At 67.2% G+C, this 15,740-nt stretch carries 11 protein-coding genes and 2 pseudogenes; 5 read left to right on the forward strand and 8 right to left on the reverse strand.

The window, feature by feature from the left end; translation table 11 throughout:
• Positions 1 to 73 precede the first annotated feature (73 nt).
• Positions 74 to 2,038, reverse strand: coding sequence for a choline BCCT transporter BetT (gene betT / locus RCF34_RS21605; RefSeq protein WP_308710064.1), 1,965 nt, complete (start codon positions 2,036 to 2,038; stop codon positions 74 to 76).
• A 247-nt stretch (positions 2,039 to 2,285) separates the two neighbouring features.
• Between betT and RCF34_RS21610 the strand changes: the two genes are divergently transcribed.
• Positions 2,286 to 2,690 carry a response regulator gene (locus tag RCF34_RS21610; protein ID WP_308710029.1) on the forward strand — a complete coding sequence of 135 codons (405 nt, stop codon included), beginning with the start codon at positions 2,286 to 2,288 and terminating at the stop codon, positions 2,688 to 2,690.
• Between the two features lie 225 nt (positions 2,691 to 2,915).
• Here RCF34_RS21610 and RCF34_RS21615 read toward each other — a convergent pair whose 3' ends face one another.
• From RCF34_RS21615 to RCF34_RS21630, 5 genes and pseudogenes are all read right to left on the reverse strand, one after another.
• The gene (locus RCF34_RS21615; RefSeq protein WP_308710030.1) at positions 2,916 to 4,745 is read right to left on the reverse strand and encodes a glycoside hydrolase family 15 protein; all 1,830 of its coding nucleotides are present in this window, start codon (positions 4,743 to 4,745) and stop codon (positions 2,916 to 2,918) included.
• A complete protein-coding gene (locus RCF34_RS21620; RefSeq protein ID WP_308710031.1) occupies positions 4,738 to 5,541 on the reverse strand; it encodes a glucose 1-dehydrogenase in 804 nt (267 codons plus the stop codon). Before RCF34_RS21620 ends, RCF34_RS21615 begins: the two co-directional genes overlap by 8 nt.
• 85 nt (positions 5,542 to 5,626) lie before the next feature.
• A pseudogene (locus tag RCF34_RS23210) lies at positions 5,627 to 6,154 on the reverse strand (methyl-accepting chemotaxis protein); the annotation flags it as partial.
• A 597-nt stretch (positions 6,155 to 6,751) separates the two neighbouring features.
• Positions 6,752 to 7,303 (reverse strand): annotated as a pseudogene (locus tag RCF34_RS23215) (MCP four helix bundle domain-containing protein); the annotation flags it as partial.
• A 98-nt stretch (positions 7,304 to 7,401) separates the two neighbouring features.
• The gene (locus RCF34_RS21630) at positions 7,402 to 8,631 is read right to left on the reverse strand and encodes an MFS transporter (protein ID WP_308710033.1); all 1,230 of its coding nucleotides are present in this window, start codon (positions 8,629 to 8,631) and stop codon (positions 7,402 to 7,404) included.
• 305 nt (positions 8,632 to 8,936) lie between these two features.
• Here RCF34_RS21630 and RCF34_RS21635 point away from each other — a divergent pair, with 305 nt between their 5' ends.
• From RCF34_RS21635 to RCF34_RS21650, 4 genes are all read left to right on the forward strand, one after another.
• Positions 8,937 to 10,382, forward strand: coding sequence for a cytochrome ubiquinol oxidase subunit I (locus tag RCF34_RS21635; RefSeq protein ID WP_308710034.1), 1,446 nt, complete (start codon positions 8,937 to 8,939; stop codon positions 10,380 to 10,382).
• Positions 10,379 to 11,401 carry a cytochrome d ubiquinol oxidase subunit II gene (gene cydB, locus RCF34_RS21640; RefSeq protein ID WP_308710035.1) on the forward strand — a complete coding sequence of 341 codons (1,023 nt, stop codon included), beginning with the start codon at positions 10,379 to 10,381 and terminating at the stop codon, positions 11,399 to 11,401. The genes RCF34_RS21635 and cydB overlap by 4 nt, the downstream gene beginning before the upstream one ends.
• A complete protein-coding gene (locus tag RCF34_RS21645; RefSeq protein ID WP_017640936.1) occupies positions 11,401 to 11,562 on the forward strand; it encodes a DUF2474 domain-containing protein in 162 nt (53 codons plus the stop codon). The genes cydB and RCF34_RS21645 overlap by 1 nt, the downstream gene beginning before the upstream one ends.
• A 467-nt stretch (positions 11,563 to 12,029) precedes the next feature.
• On the forward strand, positions 12,030 to 12,923 hold the full coding sequence (locus RCF34_RS21650) for a proline iminopeptidase-family hydrolase (RefSeq protein WP_308710036.1): 894 nt from the start codon (positions 12,030 to 12,032) through the stop codon (positions 12,921 to 12,923).
• Here the strand turns inward: RCF34_RS21650 and RCF34_RS21655 are convergent.
• Both RCF34_RS21655 and RCF34_RS21660 read right to left on the reverse strand, forming a co-directional pair.
• Positions 12,920 to 14,296: a GTPase/DUF3482 domain-containing protein gene (locus RCF34_RS21655; RefSeq protein WP_308710037.1), complete on the reverse strand. Its 1,377-nt coding sequence runs from the start codon at positions 14,294 to 14,296 to the stop codon at positions 12,920 to 12,922. The genes RCF34_RS21650 and RCF34_RS21655 overlap by 4 nt on opposite strands.
• On the reverse strand, positions 14,293 to 15,681 hold the full coding sequence (locus RCF34_RS21660; protein WP_308710038.1) for a DUF2868 domain-containing protein: 1,389 nt from the start codon (positions 15,679 to 15,681) through the stop codon (positions 14,293 to 14,295). The genes RCF34_RS21655 and RCF34_RS21660 overlap by 4 nt, the downstream gene beginning before the upstream one ends.
• Between the last annotated feature and the right edge of the window lie 59 nt (positions 15,682 to 15,740).

The following is a 15,740-nucleotide window of genomic DNA, read 5'->3' on the forward strand; positions in this document are numbered from 1 at the left end:
AGGCCGACCCCGGGGCGATTATACGACCTTTGTGGCTTTCAATGGCCTTTCGGTCGTCGAAAAAACCGCCCGATCAACGCACCAGGTGCAGGAACTGCAGGTGACGCTCGTACTGGTCGAGCATGTCGTTGAGGATCTGCTCGCGGCTGTAGCCCACCAGGTCGTAGTCCTGGCTGCCCTCGGTGAGGTGCACCTCGGCCCGGTAGTAGCGACGATTCTTCAGATGCAGGCCGCCGATGCCGGCGCGGGCGAAGGAGGGCGTGAAATAGCCCTGCATGATCACCTGATAGATGAAGGGGTGCTCTTCGCCGTGGCCGATGATGAGTTGCAGGTTGGCGTTGGTGGCGTCGAACTGGGTCTCCACCACCAGCCCCTTCTCCCGCGAGACCTCGACCATCTCTTCCATGGCCGGGCGCACGGTGCTGTCCATGAAGCGATAGACCTCGTCGCGCGAGGGGAAGTACACCGCCTGGGACAGCCGCTGGCGCCAGCCGCCATGACGCGCCTTGCCGTTGGTCGCCACCGGGGCCAGGGAATGCAGCCGCGCCCGCTGGCGCTGGGATTCCAGGTGCAGCGCCTTGTGCAGGCCCCACATCATCAGCAGCACCACCACCGAGAAGGGCAGCGAGGTCAGCACCACCGCCGATTTCAGTGCATCCATGCTGCCGGCGAACAGCAGGCCGCCGGTGACCAGGGCCACGGCCGCGCCCCAGAACACCCGCAACCACTTGGGACCGTCTTCGTCGGCTTCACCCCCCGTGGACGACAGGGTCGAGAGCACCACGGTGCCGGAGTCGGCCGAGGTGACGAAGAAGACGAAACTCACCAGCACGGCGACGCTGATCACTGCGCGGCTGGCCGGATAGGTCTCCAGCACCTGGTAGAAGGCCATGGCCGGATCGGTGAGGGCGGTCTGCGCCAGACCGGTCATGCCCTGGCCGAGCACCAGTTCCAGGGCGCTGTTGCCGAAGATCGACAACCACGCCAGGGTGAAGCCCAGCGGGATGAACAGCACGCCGAAGACGAATTCGCGGATGGTGCGGCCGCGGGAGATACGGGCGATGAACAGCCCGACGAAGGGCGCCCAGGCGATCCACCAGGCCCAGTAGAACACCGTCCAGCCGCCGAGCCAGTCGGACGGTTCGTCATAGGCATAGAGGTCGAAGCTCTTGCCCGGCAACGCGGCGAGATAGTCGCCGATGTTCTGGATCAGGGTGTTGAGCAGGTGCTGGGTCGGACCGGCGAACAGCACGAACAGCAGCAGGGCGACGGCCAGCACCATGTTGATGTCGGACATGATGCGCACGCCCTTGTCGACGCCTGACACGGCCACGGCGATGGCCGCGCCCATCATCAGCACGATGAGGATCAGTTGCACCCAGTGGCTGTGGCTGATGCCGAACAGGTAGTCGAGACCGGCATTGAGGTGCAGCACGCCGAAACCGAGGTCCGCGCCCAGGCCGAAGATGGTGGCGATGATGCCGAAGGCGTCCACGGCGTGCCCGATAGGCCCGTTGATGCGCTTGCCGATCAGCGGATAGAGCGCCGAGCGTAGTGCCAGCGGCAGGTTGTGGCGATAGGCGAAATAGGCCAGGGCCATGGCCACCAGAGCGAACACGCCCCAGCCGTGCAGGCCCCAGTGCAGGAAGAGGATCTGCATGGCCTGGCGCGCCGCTGCCGGATTGCCGCCTTCGCCGGCCGGCGGCTGGGCGAAGTGGGTCAGGGGTTCGGAGACGCAGAAGAAGAACAGGGTGATGCTGATGCCGGCGGCGAACAGCATGCCGGCCCAGGACAGATAGCTGAACTCGGGTTGGTCGTGGTCGGCACCGAGCTTGATCTTGCCGTAGCCGGACAGGGCGGTGACCACCACGAACACCAGATAGAGCGACATGGCCAGCAGGTAGTACCAGCCGACCGTATTGGCGGCCCAGGTCTGGGCCTGCAGCAGCCAGGCGCCGGCCTGTTCGGGACGGCCGATGACCACCAGGGAAAACAGCAGGATCACTGCGGCCGCGCAATAGAAGGCGGGAGGATTCAGCTTTACGGTGCCGGATGAGGGCGTCGCACTCATGAGGACTCCTTGCGAACTGCCAAAGGGAAGAAAGCTTTTTTAATTGATCGTTCGATTAAAAAAGAATACCACAGGCGACCCCCGAGGTGAACGCTTCGAGTCAGCGAGGCGTTGAAAGTTGCCGTCTAGAGGGTTTGCTCATGCCGGTGGTCGACTTTGGTCGAGCCGGGGCCGAATGGTCAGAACCGTGACCTCTTGGCAAAGTCTGTTAGGTATGAATCAGGCATCTTCTCCCTTCGGCTCCTATCGTCCACTACTGCTTCTGGTAGAGGACGAACCCTTGCTGCGGGAGTTGGCCACCGAGGCCCTGGAGTCGCTGGTGGACCTCCAGGTGGTGGCCGTGTCGACCGCCGATGCGGCCCTGTGCTATCTGGAACAGAACAGTGCACGCATCGATGTGCTCTTCACCGACGTGCGCATGCCGGGGCGCCTGGATGGCGAGGCCCTGGCCCAACTGGTCTCCCAGCGCTGGCCGCACATCCCGGTGATTCTCACCTCCGGCGATCGCCTGACCGTCCCCCGCGGCGCCGGCCGCACCCGCTTCATGCCCAAACCCTGGCATATCGACGACATGGCCAATTGCGTCAACGAGGCGCTGGGGCAGAGTCGGGTGGCGTAAGGGCGCGCGCGGTAGGGTATCGAGGGTCGACTATCTCGGCACCGTAGCGTGGAAAACGGCGTAGCCTTTCCCGCAAGTAGCCTCGTCGCACGCCGTTCCCTCACCCCAACCTTCTCCCTGAGGGAGAGGGGGCTATCCGCGCAGGTGTTCATCCATATCCATTCCTGCAGGATGACGATCAGCTGTCATGCCGGCAGCCGTAGGAGCGGCCGCGATCGGCTCGCCCTACGGCTGCCATTGCGGATCCTTGCCGCTCAGCTTGCGATCGAGGAAGAAGGCCGTGCTGATCAGGGCCAGGTGCGACAGCGCCTGGGGCAGGTTGCCGAGGGGGTAGCCACGCTTGTCCAGTTCCTCGGCATAGAGACCCAGGGGGTTGGCGTAGCCCAGCAGTTTTTCGAACTCCAGGTGGGCTTCGTCGACGCGACCGGCGCGGGCCAGGCATTCGACGTACCAGAAGGAGCAGGCGACGAAGGCGCCTTCTTCGCCTTTGAGGTTGTCCGCCGGGGTGTCGACCGGGTTGTAGCGGCGGATCATGCCGTCATAGGCCAGGTTGGTCTTGATGGCGTCCAGGGTGGACAGCCACATGGGATCGGTGGCGCTGACGAAGCGCACCAGCGGCATCAGCAGCAGGGCGGCGTCCAGGCTCTTGCCGTGGCGGGTCGAGGTGAAGTGACCCTGTTCGGCGTTCCAGAAGTTGTCCCAGATGTCTTCCTGGATGGCGGCGCGTGCGGCGTACCAGCGCTCATAGGGCATCGGCAGCGAGCGCTTGACCGACAGCCGCATGGCGCGGTCGATGGCCACCCAGCACATCAGTCGTGAATGCAGGAAGTGCTCGGGATCGCCGCGCATCTCCCAGATACCGGCATCGGGCTGGTTCCAGTTCTCGCAGACGTGGTCGATCATCCGCACCACGCCCTTCCAGCCATGGTGGGAGATGGCTTCGCCATACTTGTTGGACAGGTAGATGGCGTCCATCAACTCGCCATAGATGTCCAGCTGGACCTGCTGGTAGGCCTCGTTGCCGATGCGCACCGGACTCGAGTCGGCATAGCCGGCCAGGCGGTCGAGGGTTTCCTCGGGCAAGTCCAGGCCGCCGTCCAGGCGATACATGATCTGCAGCTTTTCCGGGGCGTTGTGGCTGTTTTCCACGCACTGGCCCACCCAGTGGGTGAAATCCTTGGCTTCCTGGGTGTAGCCCAGGCGCATGAAGGCGTAGACGGTGAAGGAGGCGTCGCGGATCCAGGAGGCGCGATAGTCCCAGTTGCGCTCGCCACCCAGGGCCTCGGGCAGGCTGAAGGTGGCGGCCGCGGCGATGGAGCCGTGCTTGCAGGAGGTCAGCAGCTTCAGCGCCAGGGCCGAGCGGGTGACCATCTCGCGCCAGCGACCCTGGTAGTGACTCTTGGCCGCCCAGGAAGTCCAGTAGGAGAGGGTATCCTCGAAGCAGAGCTCGCTCTGTCCGGCGACGACCTTGTCGTCTTCCTCGCAGCCGAAGACGAAATCCAGTTGTTCACCCTGGTCCAGTTCGAACTCGGCCAGGGCGGCGTTGCCCTCCACCTGCAGAGGGACGCTGGACGCCAGGCGCAGGGTCGGCTGGCCAGCGGCCTCGAACAGGGCACCGCCATCCACCAGGCGCGCCCGGGTCTCGGCGCGGGCATAGTCGTGGGCCGGGGCGCAGACCAGGCGGAAGCGGCAGCGTCCGGCCACCACCTGCACGCGGCGGACGATGCGCGGCTGGGTGTCCTCGCTGCTGCACACCGGCATCAGGTCGGTCACCTCGGCGACCCCTTCCGCCGACAGCCAGCGGGTCTGCAGGATGTTGGTATCGGGTAGGTAGAGTTGCTGCTCGCGGGCATCGTCCCAGACCGGCGCCAGGCTGAAGTAGCCGGCCTTCTCCGAGTCGAGCAGGGCGGCGAACACCGAGGGACTGTCCAGGTTCGGCCAGCAGAAGTGGTCGATGGTGCCGTCGGTGGCGACCAGGGCGCAGGTGCGCAGGTCGCCGATGACACCGTGGGCGCCGATACTGCGGCGGCCCTGCACGGAGGTGGAATCAGCCATTGTCTTCGAATCCCGGATAGAGGCACATGCCGCCATCGACGAACAGGGTGGTGCCGACGATGTAGTCGGCCAGGTCGCTGGCGAGAAAGACCGCCGCGTTGCCCACGTCGTCGACATGGCCGACGCGCTTGTAGGGGATCAGCCTGAGCAGTTCACGCGCCTTGGCCTCGTCACCGGTCACCTCTTCGTTGATGGCGGTGGCGATGGCGCCCGGGGCGATGCTGTTGACGCGGATGCCCTCCGCGGCGACTTCCTGGGCCAGGCTGCGCATCAGCAGGTTGACCCCGCCCTTGGACGCGGCATAGTTGACGTGCCCGGCCCAGGGAATCACCTCGTGCACCGAGCTCATGTGGATGATCTTGCCCAGGGCACGGGAGATGTTCTCGTCGCGGCCCTGCTGGCGAAACTGGCGGATCGCCGCCCGGGCGCAGAGGAACTGGCCGGTGAGGTTGGTGTTGATCACCGTGTTCCAGTCCTCGAGCGACATGTCGGCGACCGCCGCGTCCTTTTGCAGGCCGGAGTTGGCGACCAGGATGTCCAGGCGGCCGAAGGCTTCCAGGGTGCGGTCGAACAGGGCCTGGACCGCGGCCTCGTCGCCGACGTCACCGCCCACGGCGATGGCCCGGCCGCCGGCGTCCTGGATGCGCCTGGCCAGCTCTTCCGCCGGTTCGGCGCTGGAATGGTAGTTGATGGCGACGGCGGCACCGGCCTTGGCCAGGGCTTCGGCGACGGCGGCACCGATCCCGGAACTGCCGCCGGTGACCAGGGCGACCTGGCCGTTGAGGGAAAGCTGCATGTCCAGACTCCTGCACGGGAAAAGGTGTCTGACTGCTGACCGCCATGCTCGCGTCTAGGTTCAGCCCGCGAGCGTTGCCGGATGTTCAGGCCGAGGCCGTGCGGAACAGGCTCATGCGGCGCTCCAGATCCTCGGCCAATTCGGTCAGCTGGCGACTGGCCCCGGCGATCTGCTGCGAACCGCTGGCGGTTTCCAGGGTGGCGGTGTGGATGCGATTGATGTTCTCGTTGACCTCCTCGGCCACGGCGGTCTGCTGGGCCGCGGCGGTGGCGATCTGGGCATTCATGGCGTTCACCGAACCGACGTCCGCCTGGATGGCCGCCAGGGCCGCGACGGCGCGCTGGGTCAGCTCGGCGGTCTGGTGGGCCTGGCCGCGGCTCTCTTCCATCTGCGCCGAGGCGCGCCCGGCGCCTTCCTGCAGGGTGGCGATCATGGCGCGGATCTCGCGGGTCGATTCCTGGGTGCGGGTAGCCAGGTTGCGGACCTCGTCGGCCACCACGGCGAAACCACGGCCCTGCTCACCGGCACGGGCGGCCTCGATGGCGGCATTCAGCGCCAGCAGGTTGGTCTGCTCGGCGATGCCGTTGATGACGGCGACGATGTTCTCGATGCTGGCGCTGTCGCTGGACACCTGCTGCACGGTGACACTGGCCTGCTCCAGGGCTTGTACCAGCTGACCGATGGCCTGGCCGGAACTGGCGACCAGCCGGTTGCCGGTGTCCACCTGGGCACTGGCATTGCCGGTGGCCTGGGCGGCCTGGGCCGCGTAGCCGGCGACTTCGCCGATGGTGGCGGCCAACTCGGTGACCGCCGCGGCCATGTGCTGGGCCTGGTTGGACTGCACATCGGTGTGGCGCTGGTTGGTCTGGGCGGTGCTCTGCAGCTGGGCCGCCGCCGCGGCGACCGAGCTGGCGGTATGGCGCACCTGGACGATGGTCTGGCCCAGGTGTGCGGTGGCGCTGCCCAAGGTGCCCATGACGCTGTCCGGGTAACGAGTGGCAGGGCGCTCGTCCAGACGGCCCTCGGCCAGCCGGCGGATGGCGGCGGCCACGGCGTGGGGTTCGCCGCCCAGGGTCGCGCCCATCTGGCGAATGATCATGATGGAGACGGCGATGCTCAGCAGCAGGGCGAGGGCGCAGGTCACCAGCATCAGCCAGCGGAAGCCGCCGGCGATGCCGCGAACCTCGGCCAGATGACCGCTGGCGATGGCTTCCTCGTGATCGATGAGCGCATTGATGCGCTTGAGCCACTCGACATAGGCCGGCGAGACGCGCTCCAGGAGGAACACCCGGGCGCCTTCCAGATCACCGGCCTGGCGCATTTGCAGCAAGCGATCGGTCAGGGGCAGGGCGGTACCCTCGATGTCCTTGATGGCCGCCAGCAGGCGCTGTTCCTCGGCGGTGGCGCCCTGGCTGGCATACAGCTGATCCATGGGCTCGGCGGACTGGCGATAGAAGGCCTTGAGTCGGTCGATGTCGACCAGGCGGCTGGCCAGGGGCGCGGCGTCGTGGATCAGCACCGTATCGCGAATGGCGATGGCGCGATCGTGCACACTGCCGCGGAAGTTGATGGCATAGCGCTGCTTGACGCTGGCACCTTGGCTGACGGCAGTCAGGGTGTCGTCGATGACGCCGACGCGCTGGACGCCAACCAGGGTGATCAGCAGCATCAGCACCAGGATCAGGCCGAAGCCCAGACCCAGGCGGGCGGCCATGGAAAGGGGGGTACGCATGTGAACCTCAACGCTTGAACGGTGTGACATGGATCACATTTTTCGGCAAAGGTTTGCGCGATAAGGTTCTTCAGGGGCGAGCGGTCATCCCCTGGGTATGAATGGCCCCTGGGAGGACAGGGCTGGATTCAGCTGTCCTGACGTGGCTCCGTCAGCCGGTCGCGCCTGGCCAGACCCGGGAACAGCTTCATCCAGGCCCCGGTGATCACCAGGGTGCCGACGCCACCCAGCACCACCGCGGGCACCGTGCCGAAAAAGTGCGCAGTGACCCCCGACTCGAATTCGCCGAGCTGGTTGGAGGCACCGATGAACAGGCCGTTGACCGCACTGACCCGGCCGCGCATGGCATCCGGGGTCTCCAACTGGACGAAGGAGCTGCGGATCACCACGCTGACCATGTCGGCGGCGCCCAGCACCACCAGGGTGCCCAGCGAGAACCATAGCGAGGTGGACAGCCCGAAGGCGATGGTGGCCACGCCGAACAGCGCCACCGAGCCGAACATGATGCGGCCCACGTGGCGATTGAGACTGACATAGGCGAGCAGAAAGGACATGCCCAGGGCGCCCACGGCCGGTGCCGAGCGCAGCAGGCCCAGGCCCCAGGGTCCGGTGAGCAGGATGTCGGCGGCGAACACCGGGAGCAGGGCGGTGGCGCCGCCCAGGAGCACGGCGAAGAGATCCAGGGAAATGGCGCCGAGCACGTCCGGGCGACTCCTGATGAAGCGGATGCCGGCCAGCAGGTTGTCCAGGGTCGGCTTTTCCTTCTGGCTGGGCGTCTGCCGCGCCGGCAGGCTGGAGACCAGCAGGATGGCGATGCCATAGAGCACCAACGCCGGGCCATAGACCCAGGCGGCCCCCAGGGCATAGAGCAGCCCGCCCAGGGCGGGGGCGATGATGGTGGCGCCCTGCATGGCCGAGGCCGCGGCGGCGATGGCGCGGGGAAAGATCGAAGGCGGCACGATGTTGGGCAGCAGCGCCTGGGTGGTGGGTTGCTCGAAGGCGCGGGCGGTGCCCAGGCAGAAGGCCAGGATGAAGATCAGTTCGCGGGTCACCGCCTGGTTGAGGCTGCCCACCAGCAGCACCAGGGCGATCAGTCCCTGGCCGGCCTGGCAGAGGGCGGCGACCCGGCGGCGGTCGTAGCGGTCGGCGACATGCCCGGTGTGCAGCATGAACAGCACCCGTGGCAGGAATTCCACCAGCCCCACCAGGCCGAGGTCGAGCACATTGCCGGTGAGGGAATAGAGGTGCCAGCCGATGGCGACGGTGAGCATCTGGAAACTGCCGGCGGTGCAGATGCGGGCGAACCAGAAGGCGACGAAGGGACGGTGGTGACGCAGCTGCAGGGTATCGCCGGACATGGCAGGGGGCTCGCGAGGGCAGAGGCGGCATCTTAAGCCACCCCGAGGCTGATCGTCATACAACTGCGGGGGTGCGACAGCCTGCCCGATGCGACATCGAACCACGTAAGCAAATGTATCGAGGAGGACTATTCTAAAGCCTGACGTTGATCCCCGTCAGCTTCCGACCTGGCCCTTTGGGCTAGCCGCGGTGGCGCCTTTTTAGCGTCCCGCTAGAACCCCCGGCGACGCCGGAGGTTCGAACCTCGGTCAGCGTCAACTCGACCGGCTGCTCTCGACGGCCGGCGTGCCTGAGAGGAATAGCTATGTTCGGCCTCGAAGCCCTGGATCTCGCCCGGATCCAGTTCGCCTTCACCGTGTCCTTCCACATCGTCTTCCCGGCGCTGTCCATCGGCACCGCGAGCTTTCTCGCCGTGCTCGAAGGGCTGTGGCTGAAGACCGACAACCACGTCTACAAGGATCTGTATCACTTCTGGCTGAAGATCTTCGCCATCTTCTTCGGCATGGGCGTGGTGTCCGGTCTGGTGATGGCCTATGAGTTCGGCACCAACTGGAGCGGCTTCGCCGACTATGCCGGCGCCGTGACCGGCCCCTTGCTGACCTACGAGGTGCTCACCGCCTTCTTCATCGAGGCCGGTTTCCTCGGCGTCATGCTGTTCGGCTGGAACCGCGTGGGCCGCGGCCTGCACTTCTTCTCGACGGTGATGGTGGCTATCGGCACCCTGATGTCGACCTTCTGGATCCTGTCCTCCAACAGCTGGATGCACACCCCGAGCGGCTACGAGATCGTCGACGGCCGCATCGTCCCGGTGGACTGGCTGGCGGTGATCTTCAACCCGTCGTTCCCCTTCCGCTGGGCGCACATGACCATCGCCGCCTACCTGTCGGTGGCCTTCCTGGTCGGCGCTTCGGCGGCCTGGCACCTGTTGCGCGGCAACGACAACCCGGCGGTACGCAAGATGTTTTCCATGGCCATGTGGATGGCCCTGCTGGTAGCCCCCATCCAGGCCTTCGTCGGTGACGCCCACGGCCTCAATACCCTGGAGCACCAGCCGGCCAAGATCGCCGCGATGGAAGGCCACTGGGAGAATCCCCCCGGCGAGGCGACCCCGCTGATCCTGTTCGGCTGGCCGGACATGGAGCGCGAGGAAACTCGCTTCAAACTCGAGATCCCGGTGCTGGGCAGCCTGATCCTCAAGCACAGCCTCACCGAGCCGATCCCGGCGCTCAAGGACTTCCCCAAGGAAGACCGGCCGCCGGCCTATGTGGTGTTCTGGTCGTTCCGCATCATGGTCGCCCTGGGCATGCTGATGATCGCCGCCGGCCTGTGGAGCGCCTGGCTGCGCTGGCGCGGCACGCTGTTCGAGACCCGCGGCTTCCTGCGCCTGGTCACCTGCATGGGGCCGGTCGGCCTCATCGCCCTGCTGGCCGGCTGGTTCACCACCGAGGTGGGCCGCCAGCCGTGGATCGTCTACGGCCTCCTGCGTACCAAGGACGGGGTGTCCAACCACAGCGTCACCCAGCTGAGCATCACCCTGGTGGCCTTCGTGGTGGTCTATTTCGCCGTGTTCGGCATCGGCACCCTCTATGCCCTGCGCATGATCGGCAAGGGTCCGCACACCGGCGAGGGTGATCTTTCCACCACCGGTGGCCCCGGTACCGATCGCCATCCCAAGCGTCCGCTGTCCGGCGCCGATGGCGGCCTGGAAGAAGACAATCCCAATGACCAGCTGACCGGAGACCGCACATGAACGGCATCCCTGGCATCGACCTCCCGCTGATCTGGGCGATCATCATCATCTTCGGCCTCATGATGTACGTGGTCATGGACGGCTTCGACCTGGGCATCGGCATCCTCTTCCCCTTCGTCAAGGGCAAGGAAGATCGCGACGTCATGATGAACACCGTGGCACCCATCTGGGACGGCAACGAGACCTGGCTGGTGCTCGGCGGGGCGGGGCTCTATGGCGCCTTCCCGCTGGCCTACTCGGTGATCCTGCCGGCGCTGTACCTGCCGCTGATCTTCATGCTGATCGGCCTGATCTTCCGCGGCGTGGCCTTCGAATTCCGCTTCAAGGTCCAGGAAGGCAAGGAGGCCCTGTGGGACAAGTCCTTCATCTTCGGTTCGCTGCTGGCCAGCTTCTGCCAGGGCGTGGCCCTGGGCGCCTTCATCGAAGGCTTCCCGGTGGAGAATCGCCAGTATGTCGGCGGCCCGCTGGACTGGCTGACACCCTTCTCGGTGTTCTGCGGCCTGGGCGTGATCGCCGCCTATGCGCTGCTGGGCAGCACCTGGCTGATCATGAAGACCGAGGGTCCGCTGCAGGCCACCATGCGCCGTCTGACCAAACCGCTGCTGTTCCTGCTGCTGGCCTTCACCGCGGTGGTGAGCATCTGGACCCCGCTGAGCCAGGCGGCCATCGCCGCCCGCTGGTTCAGCATGCCCAACCTGGTCTGGTTCCTGCCGGTGCCGATCCTGGTGGGCGTGGTGACCCTGGCCCTGCTGCGTGCCATCCTGCGCGATGACTCGCACCATGCGCCCTTCCTGCTGACCCTGGCGCTGATCTTCCTCGGCTACAGCGGTCTGGGCATCAGCCTCTGGCCGAACATCATCCCGCCGGGCGTTTCCATCTGGGAGGCCTCGTCGCCGCCGCAGAGCCAGCTGTTCCTGCTCATCGGCACCCTGTTCATCATCCCCATCACCCTGATGTACACCTTCTGGGGCTACTACGTGTTCCGCGGCAAGGTACGCGCGGGGGAGGGCTACCACTGATGGTCGGCCGCTCGCGCGAACCCAACCCCGCGGACAACAAGCCGCTCTGGCAGCGCCTGGCCTGGATGGCCGGCATCTGGGCCTGCAGCCTGGTGGCCCTGGGCGTGGTGGCCTGGGTGTTGCGGTTGGTGCTGACGGCGGCGGGGCTCAAGTCGCACTGACTTCTCCCAGGTGTTTTGGTGGATGAGGCTGCGCCGTCATCCACGCTACGCGGGGCTCAATCCTTGTGTAGGAAACTTATCCTCCAGGTCCCCGCGCTCCGCCGCCCTTCGGCCACGGCCCGCTGGAGCGGCACTGGCGTGAGGGCATCCTGCGCAAGGCGCAGGACCGGCCAATTGGGGCGAGCCTTTTGGTTACTTTTTTGGCAATTGAAAAAAGTAACCCGCCCGACGAGGGCGGAACAAAAAGCGTCCGAATACACCGCGAATCAGCTTGGCGACCTAGCTCCCACCCCAATCCTCCCCCGCAAGCGGGAGAGGGGGCTGTTCGCGCGGGAGGGCCATCCGGCGTGAGTGATCCGCTTGTGCCCCGGCTCAGCCTACCCCCAAACCTACAACTTTTCCCAGTTATCCCCCTGCCGCCCGCCCGCTAGCCTGACCCCGTTCCCATCCAGACGAGGAAGGCATCCATGCAGGTTCGAGAAGGCTACGCCGATTTCCAGGGTCACCAGACCTGGTACCGGGTCACCGGTGACCTGACCAGTGGGCGGCTGCCGCTGGTAGTGGCCCATGGCGGACCGGGTTGTACGCACGACTATGTCGACAGCTTCAAGGATCTGGCCGAGCACGGCTGGCCGGTGGTGCATTACGACCAGTTGGGCAATGGCCGTTCCACCCACCTGCGCGGCATCGATCCGGGTTTCTGGACGGTGGCGTTGTTTCTCGACGAATTGAACAACTTGCTGCGCCACCTGGGTATCCGCCAGTACGCGTTGCTTGGCCAGTCCTGGGGAGGAATGCTCGCTGCCGAGCACGGGGTGCGTCAGCCTGCAGGACTGCGGGGGTTGATCATCGCCAATTCGCCTGCGTCCATGGCGCTCTGGCGCGAAGCTGCGACAGGGCTGCGAGCCGAGTTGCCGCCCGAGGTGCAGGCCACCCTGGAGCGCCACGAGGCCGCCGGCACCACCGACTCTCCGGAGTATCGCGCCGCCAGCCAGGTCTTCTATGACCGCCATGTCTGCCGGGTGCAGCCCATGCCGGCCGAGGTGGCGCGGACCTTCGCCGCCATCGACGCCGATCCCACCGTCTATCACGCCATGAACGGCCCCACCGAATTCCATGTGATCGGCAGTCTCCGGGACTGGAGCGTGATCGAGCGGCTGGCGCGGATCCAGGTGCCGACGCTGCTGATCTCCGGGCGTCACGACGAGGCCACGCCGGCCTGCGTGGAGCCCTTCGACCGGCTCATACCGGACGCACGCTGGCGCATCTTCGAGAATTCCAGCCATATGCCCCATGTGGAAGAACGCGAAGCCTGCATGGCCACGGTGGCGATCTTTCTCGCCGAGGTGGAAGGCCGCTAGGCGTCGGCGTCCAGGGCCGCGGCGATCTCGTCGATCCGGCTCTGGCGATCGTCGGCCTGCAGGCGCGGGCGTGGATTGAGCGCCGACCATTCCGGGTGGGCCCGGGCCACCTGTACGGCGGCGGGCAGCTTGCCCTCGCGCCAGCGCTGCTCGTCGGGGGCGGCCACCTCGATGGCGCCCTGGGCGGCATGGCCGCGGGTCTCCAGGGCCGCCAGCAGTTGCCGCTGCCGCAACGCCAGCAGCCGCAGCACGGCATCGTCGATGGACAGCTCCCGCCCGCCGCGCAGCTTGCCGAACAGCCGCCGGCCATAGTGGCCACCGGTCTGGGCCAGGCCGCCAGCCAGGGCGCCCAGTACCGTGGCGGCGCCCAGGGTCAGGCCACCGGCGAGCAGGTCGAGGCCGACCCCAGCCGCGGCCCCGGCCGCCACGCCGCCGCCCAGGCGGATGCCCAGCAGGCGCAGGGTTTCCGGATTGAACAAGTCATCGCCCCAGCGACCGTCCAGCAGCGGCAGGTCGCTGGCATGGGCATCGCCCGGGCGAAAGCCGAACAGTCGCAGGAGTTCTTCAACGCAGCGCTGTTCGCGGGTGCGCAGGGCGTCGCGCAACTCGGCGGTCGCGGTATTCACCTCAGCTTCGCCAGGCGCCACGCTGCGTCGGGCGGCGGCGGCGTCCACCAGCAATTCAGCGATCCGTCGCACGCCTTGCTGATGGCGGCGGCGCGCCTGCTCGGCATGGTCGGCGATCAGGCGTTGCAGCGCCGGGCGGCCACTTTCCAGCAGGGTCGCCAGGCTTTCATAGAGACGCGCCTCGCCATCCGCCGGCGGGGCGACGCTATCGAACCGTACCAGGGCATGCAGGCCGAGACGGGCCAGGGTGGCGCGCCAGTCGTCGGCGCGATGACCGTCGGCGGCGACGAAATTGAGTACCGGTACCAGCGGCCGACCGCAACCGGCCAGCACCGCCAGTTCGTCGCGGTACTTGGCCAGCACCGGCTCGCGGGCGTCGATCACATAGAGCCCGGCGTCGGACGCGCGCAGCTGGCGGATCACCTTGGCTTCCTGCTCGAATCTCTGGCGGGCTTCCACGCTGTCGAGAAAGCGGTCGAGCAGGGTGGCGGCGTCCAGGCGCTCGCCGGGTCGTTCCAGTTGCTCCAGATAGTCGCGCAGGGCGATGGCGTCTTCCAGGCCGGGGGTATCGTAGAGCTCCAGCAGCGCCTCGCCGTCCACCGACAGCCGGGCACCCTCGACATGGCGGGTGGTGCTGGGACGGTGGGAGACCTCGCCGAAGTCGACGTCGCGGGTCAGGGTGCGCAGCAGTGACGTCTTGCCGACATTGGTATGACCGACCAGCGCCAGGCGCAGGGGGGCGCTCATGGATTCGTCTCCAGCCAGGCCAGTTCTTCGAGATCGCCTGCGCAGTGTGCCAGACGCAGGGCGTCCAGCGCCTGGCGCCAGTTGTCCAGGCGGATCGGGTCGAGCTTGCTGCCCAGGGGGGCGGGCAACAGCCAGACGCGGGTCGCCGTGGCGCAGCGCGACAATTCTGCCAGCAAGGTCAGGGTACCGCGATCCGGCGACCGGCGCGGATCGCAGGCGATCAGCAGGCGGCGCGCCGGATAGCGGGTCAGCTGTTCGAGCAGATGGCGCCGGCCCTGGCCATCGTCGAGGATGCCGGCGTCACGCACGCCCTCGGGCAGCGGCGGCGGCCAGGTATGGTCGGTGAGTTCGATGCCCACCAGCAGCGCCTCGTCGCCGGTGCGGGCGAGGCCGCCGGCGTCCTGCTGGGGCAGCTGTGCGGGGGCGGCGTCGTTCACGCCCAGGCGTTCGCTGGTGGGCAGCAGGCGTTCGCGCAGGTGCAGGTAGCCGGGGCGCTCGACGTCCAGCCGCAGCCGTTTGCGACCGCGTCGCCAGCGCCACAGGCAGAGCAGGGTGAGCAGCAGCCGTGGCAGCAGGCCATAGACCAGCACCACGCCCAGCAGCCAGCCGGCCCAGGCCTGACGTGCCATGGCCAGGGGGCTGGCGGCATCGCCACTGGCGACGATGCTGGCCGGATCGGGCAGCGGAAAACCCAGCAGCTGGGGCAGGGCGCCGAGCACCTGGGTCAGCAGCACGAAGGTATCGCTGCCGAGCAGGGTGGTCTCCCAGGCGAACAGATAGCTGCGTCCGGAGAGCAGCGCCAGCAGGGTGGCCAGGGCACTGCCGAGGATCAGCAGCCAGAGGCCGTGGACCAGGCCCCCCAGCGCCCAGGGCAGCAGACGGGCGCGGCCGAGCAGTCCGACCAGCGCGGGCCCCAGGTGCAGGGCCCGGGCATCGCGCGCCAGGCGGCCGGACAGCCACAGCCAGAGGCGCGCCAGCGGCGAGGCCAGTTGTCGACCGCCGCCCAGCAGGCCAAGGGTCCAGACCAGCAGGCTGAGCAAGTTGAGACCGAGCAGACTGCCCAGCGCCCAGAACACATTGACCGGGCGACTGCCGTCACCCAGGGCCCCGGCGGCGAGCCCCGCGCCGCAGAACAGCGCGACGATGCCCAGCAGCCAGGCGGCCAGCACCGCGCCCTGGCGCCAGCGGCGCCGCGCCGCCCGCAGGCCGTCGCGCTGGGCGAGCAGGCGGGCGCGGGTCACCAGCCGCGTCTCGAAGGGACCGCCTGCCACTCGCGCCTGGCGATTGGCCTCGGCGTCTTCTAGCGGGCCGCTGTCTTCCTCGGTCAGGCGCAGGGCTTCGGTGAGCCAGAGGTCTTCGAAGGCGGGAGAGGGGAGTGCGGTCACGCGTCGGCGCCCTTGCGGCAAAGACGCCGAGCATAGTCCCTGGCGCCCTGGCTGTTAAC

Source organism: Pseudomonas sp. 102515, from assembly GCF_031085165.1.
Classification (GTDB): domain Bacteria; phylum Pseudomonadota; class Gammaproteobacteria; order Pseudomonadales; family Pseudomonadaceae; genus Chryseomonas.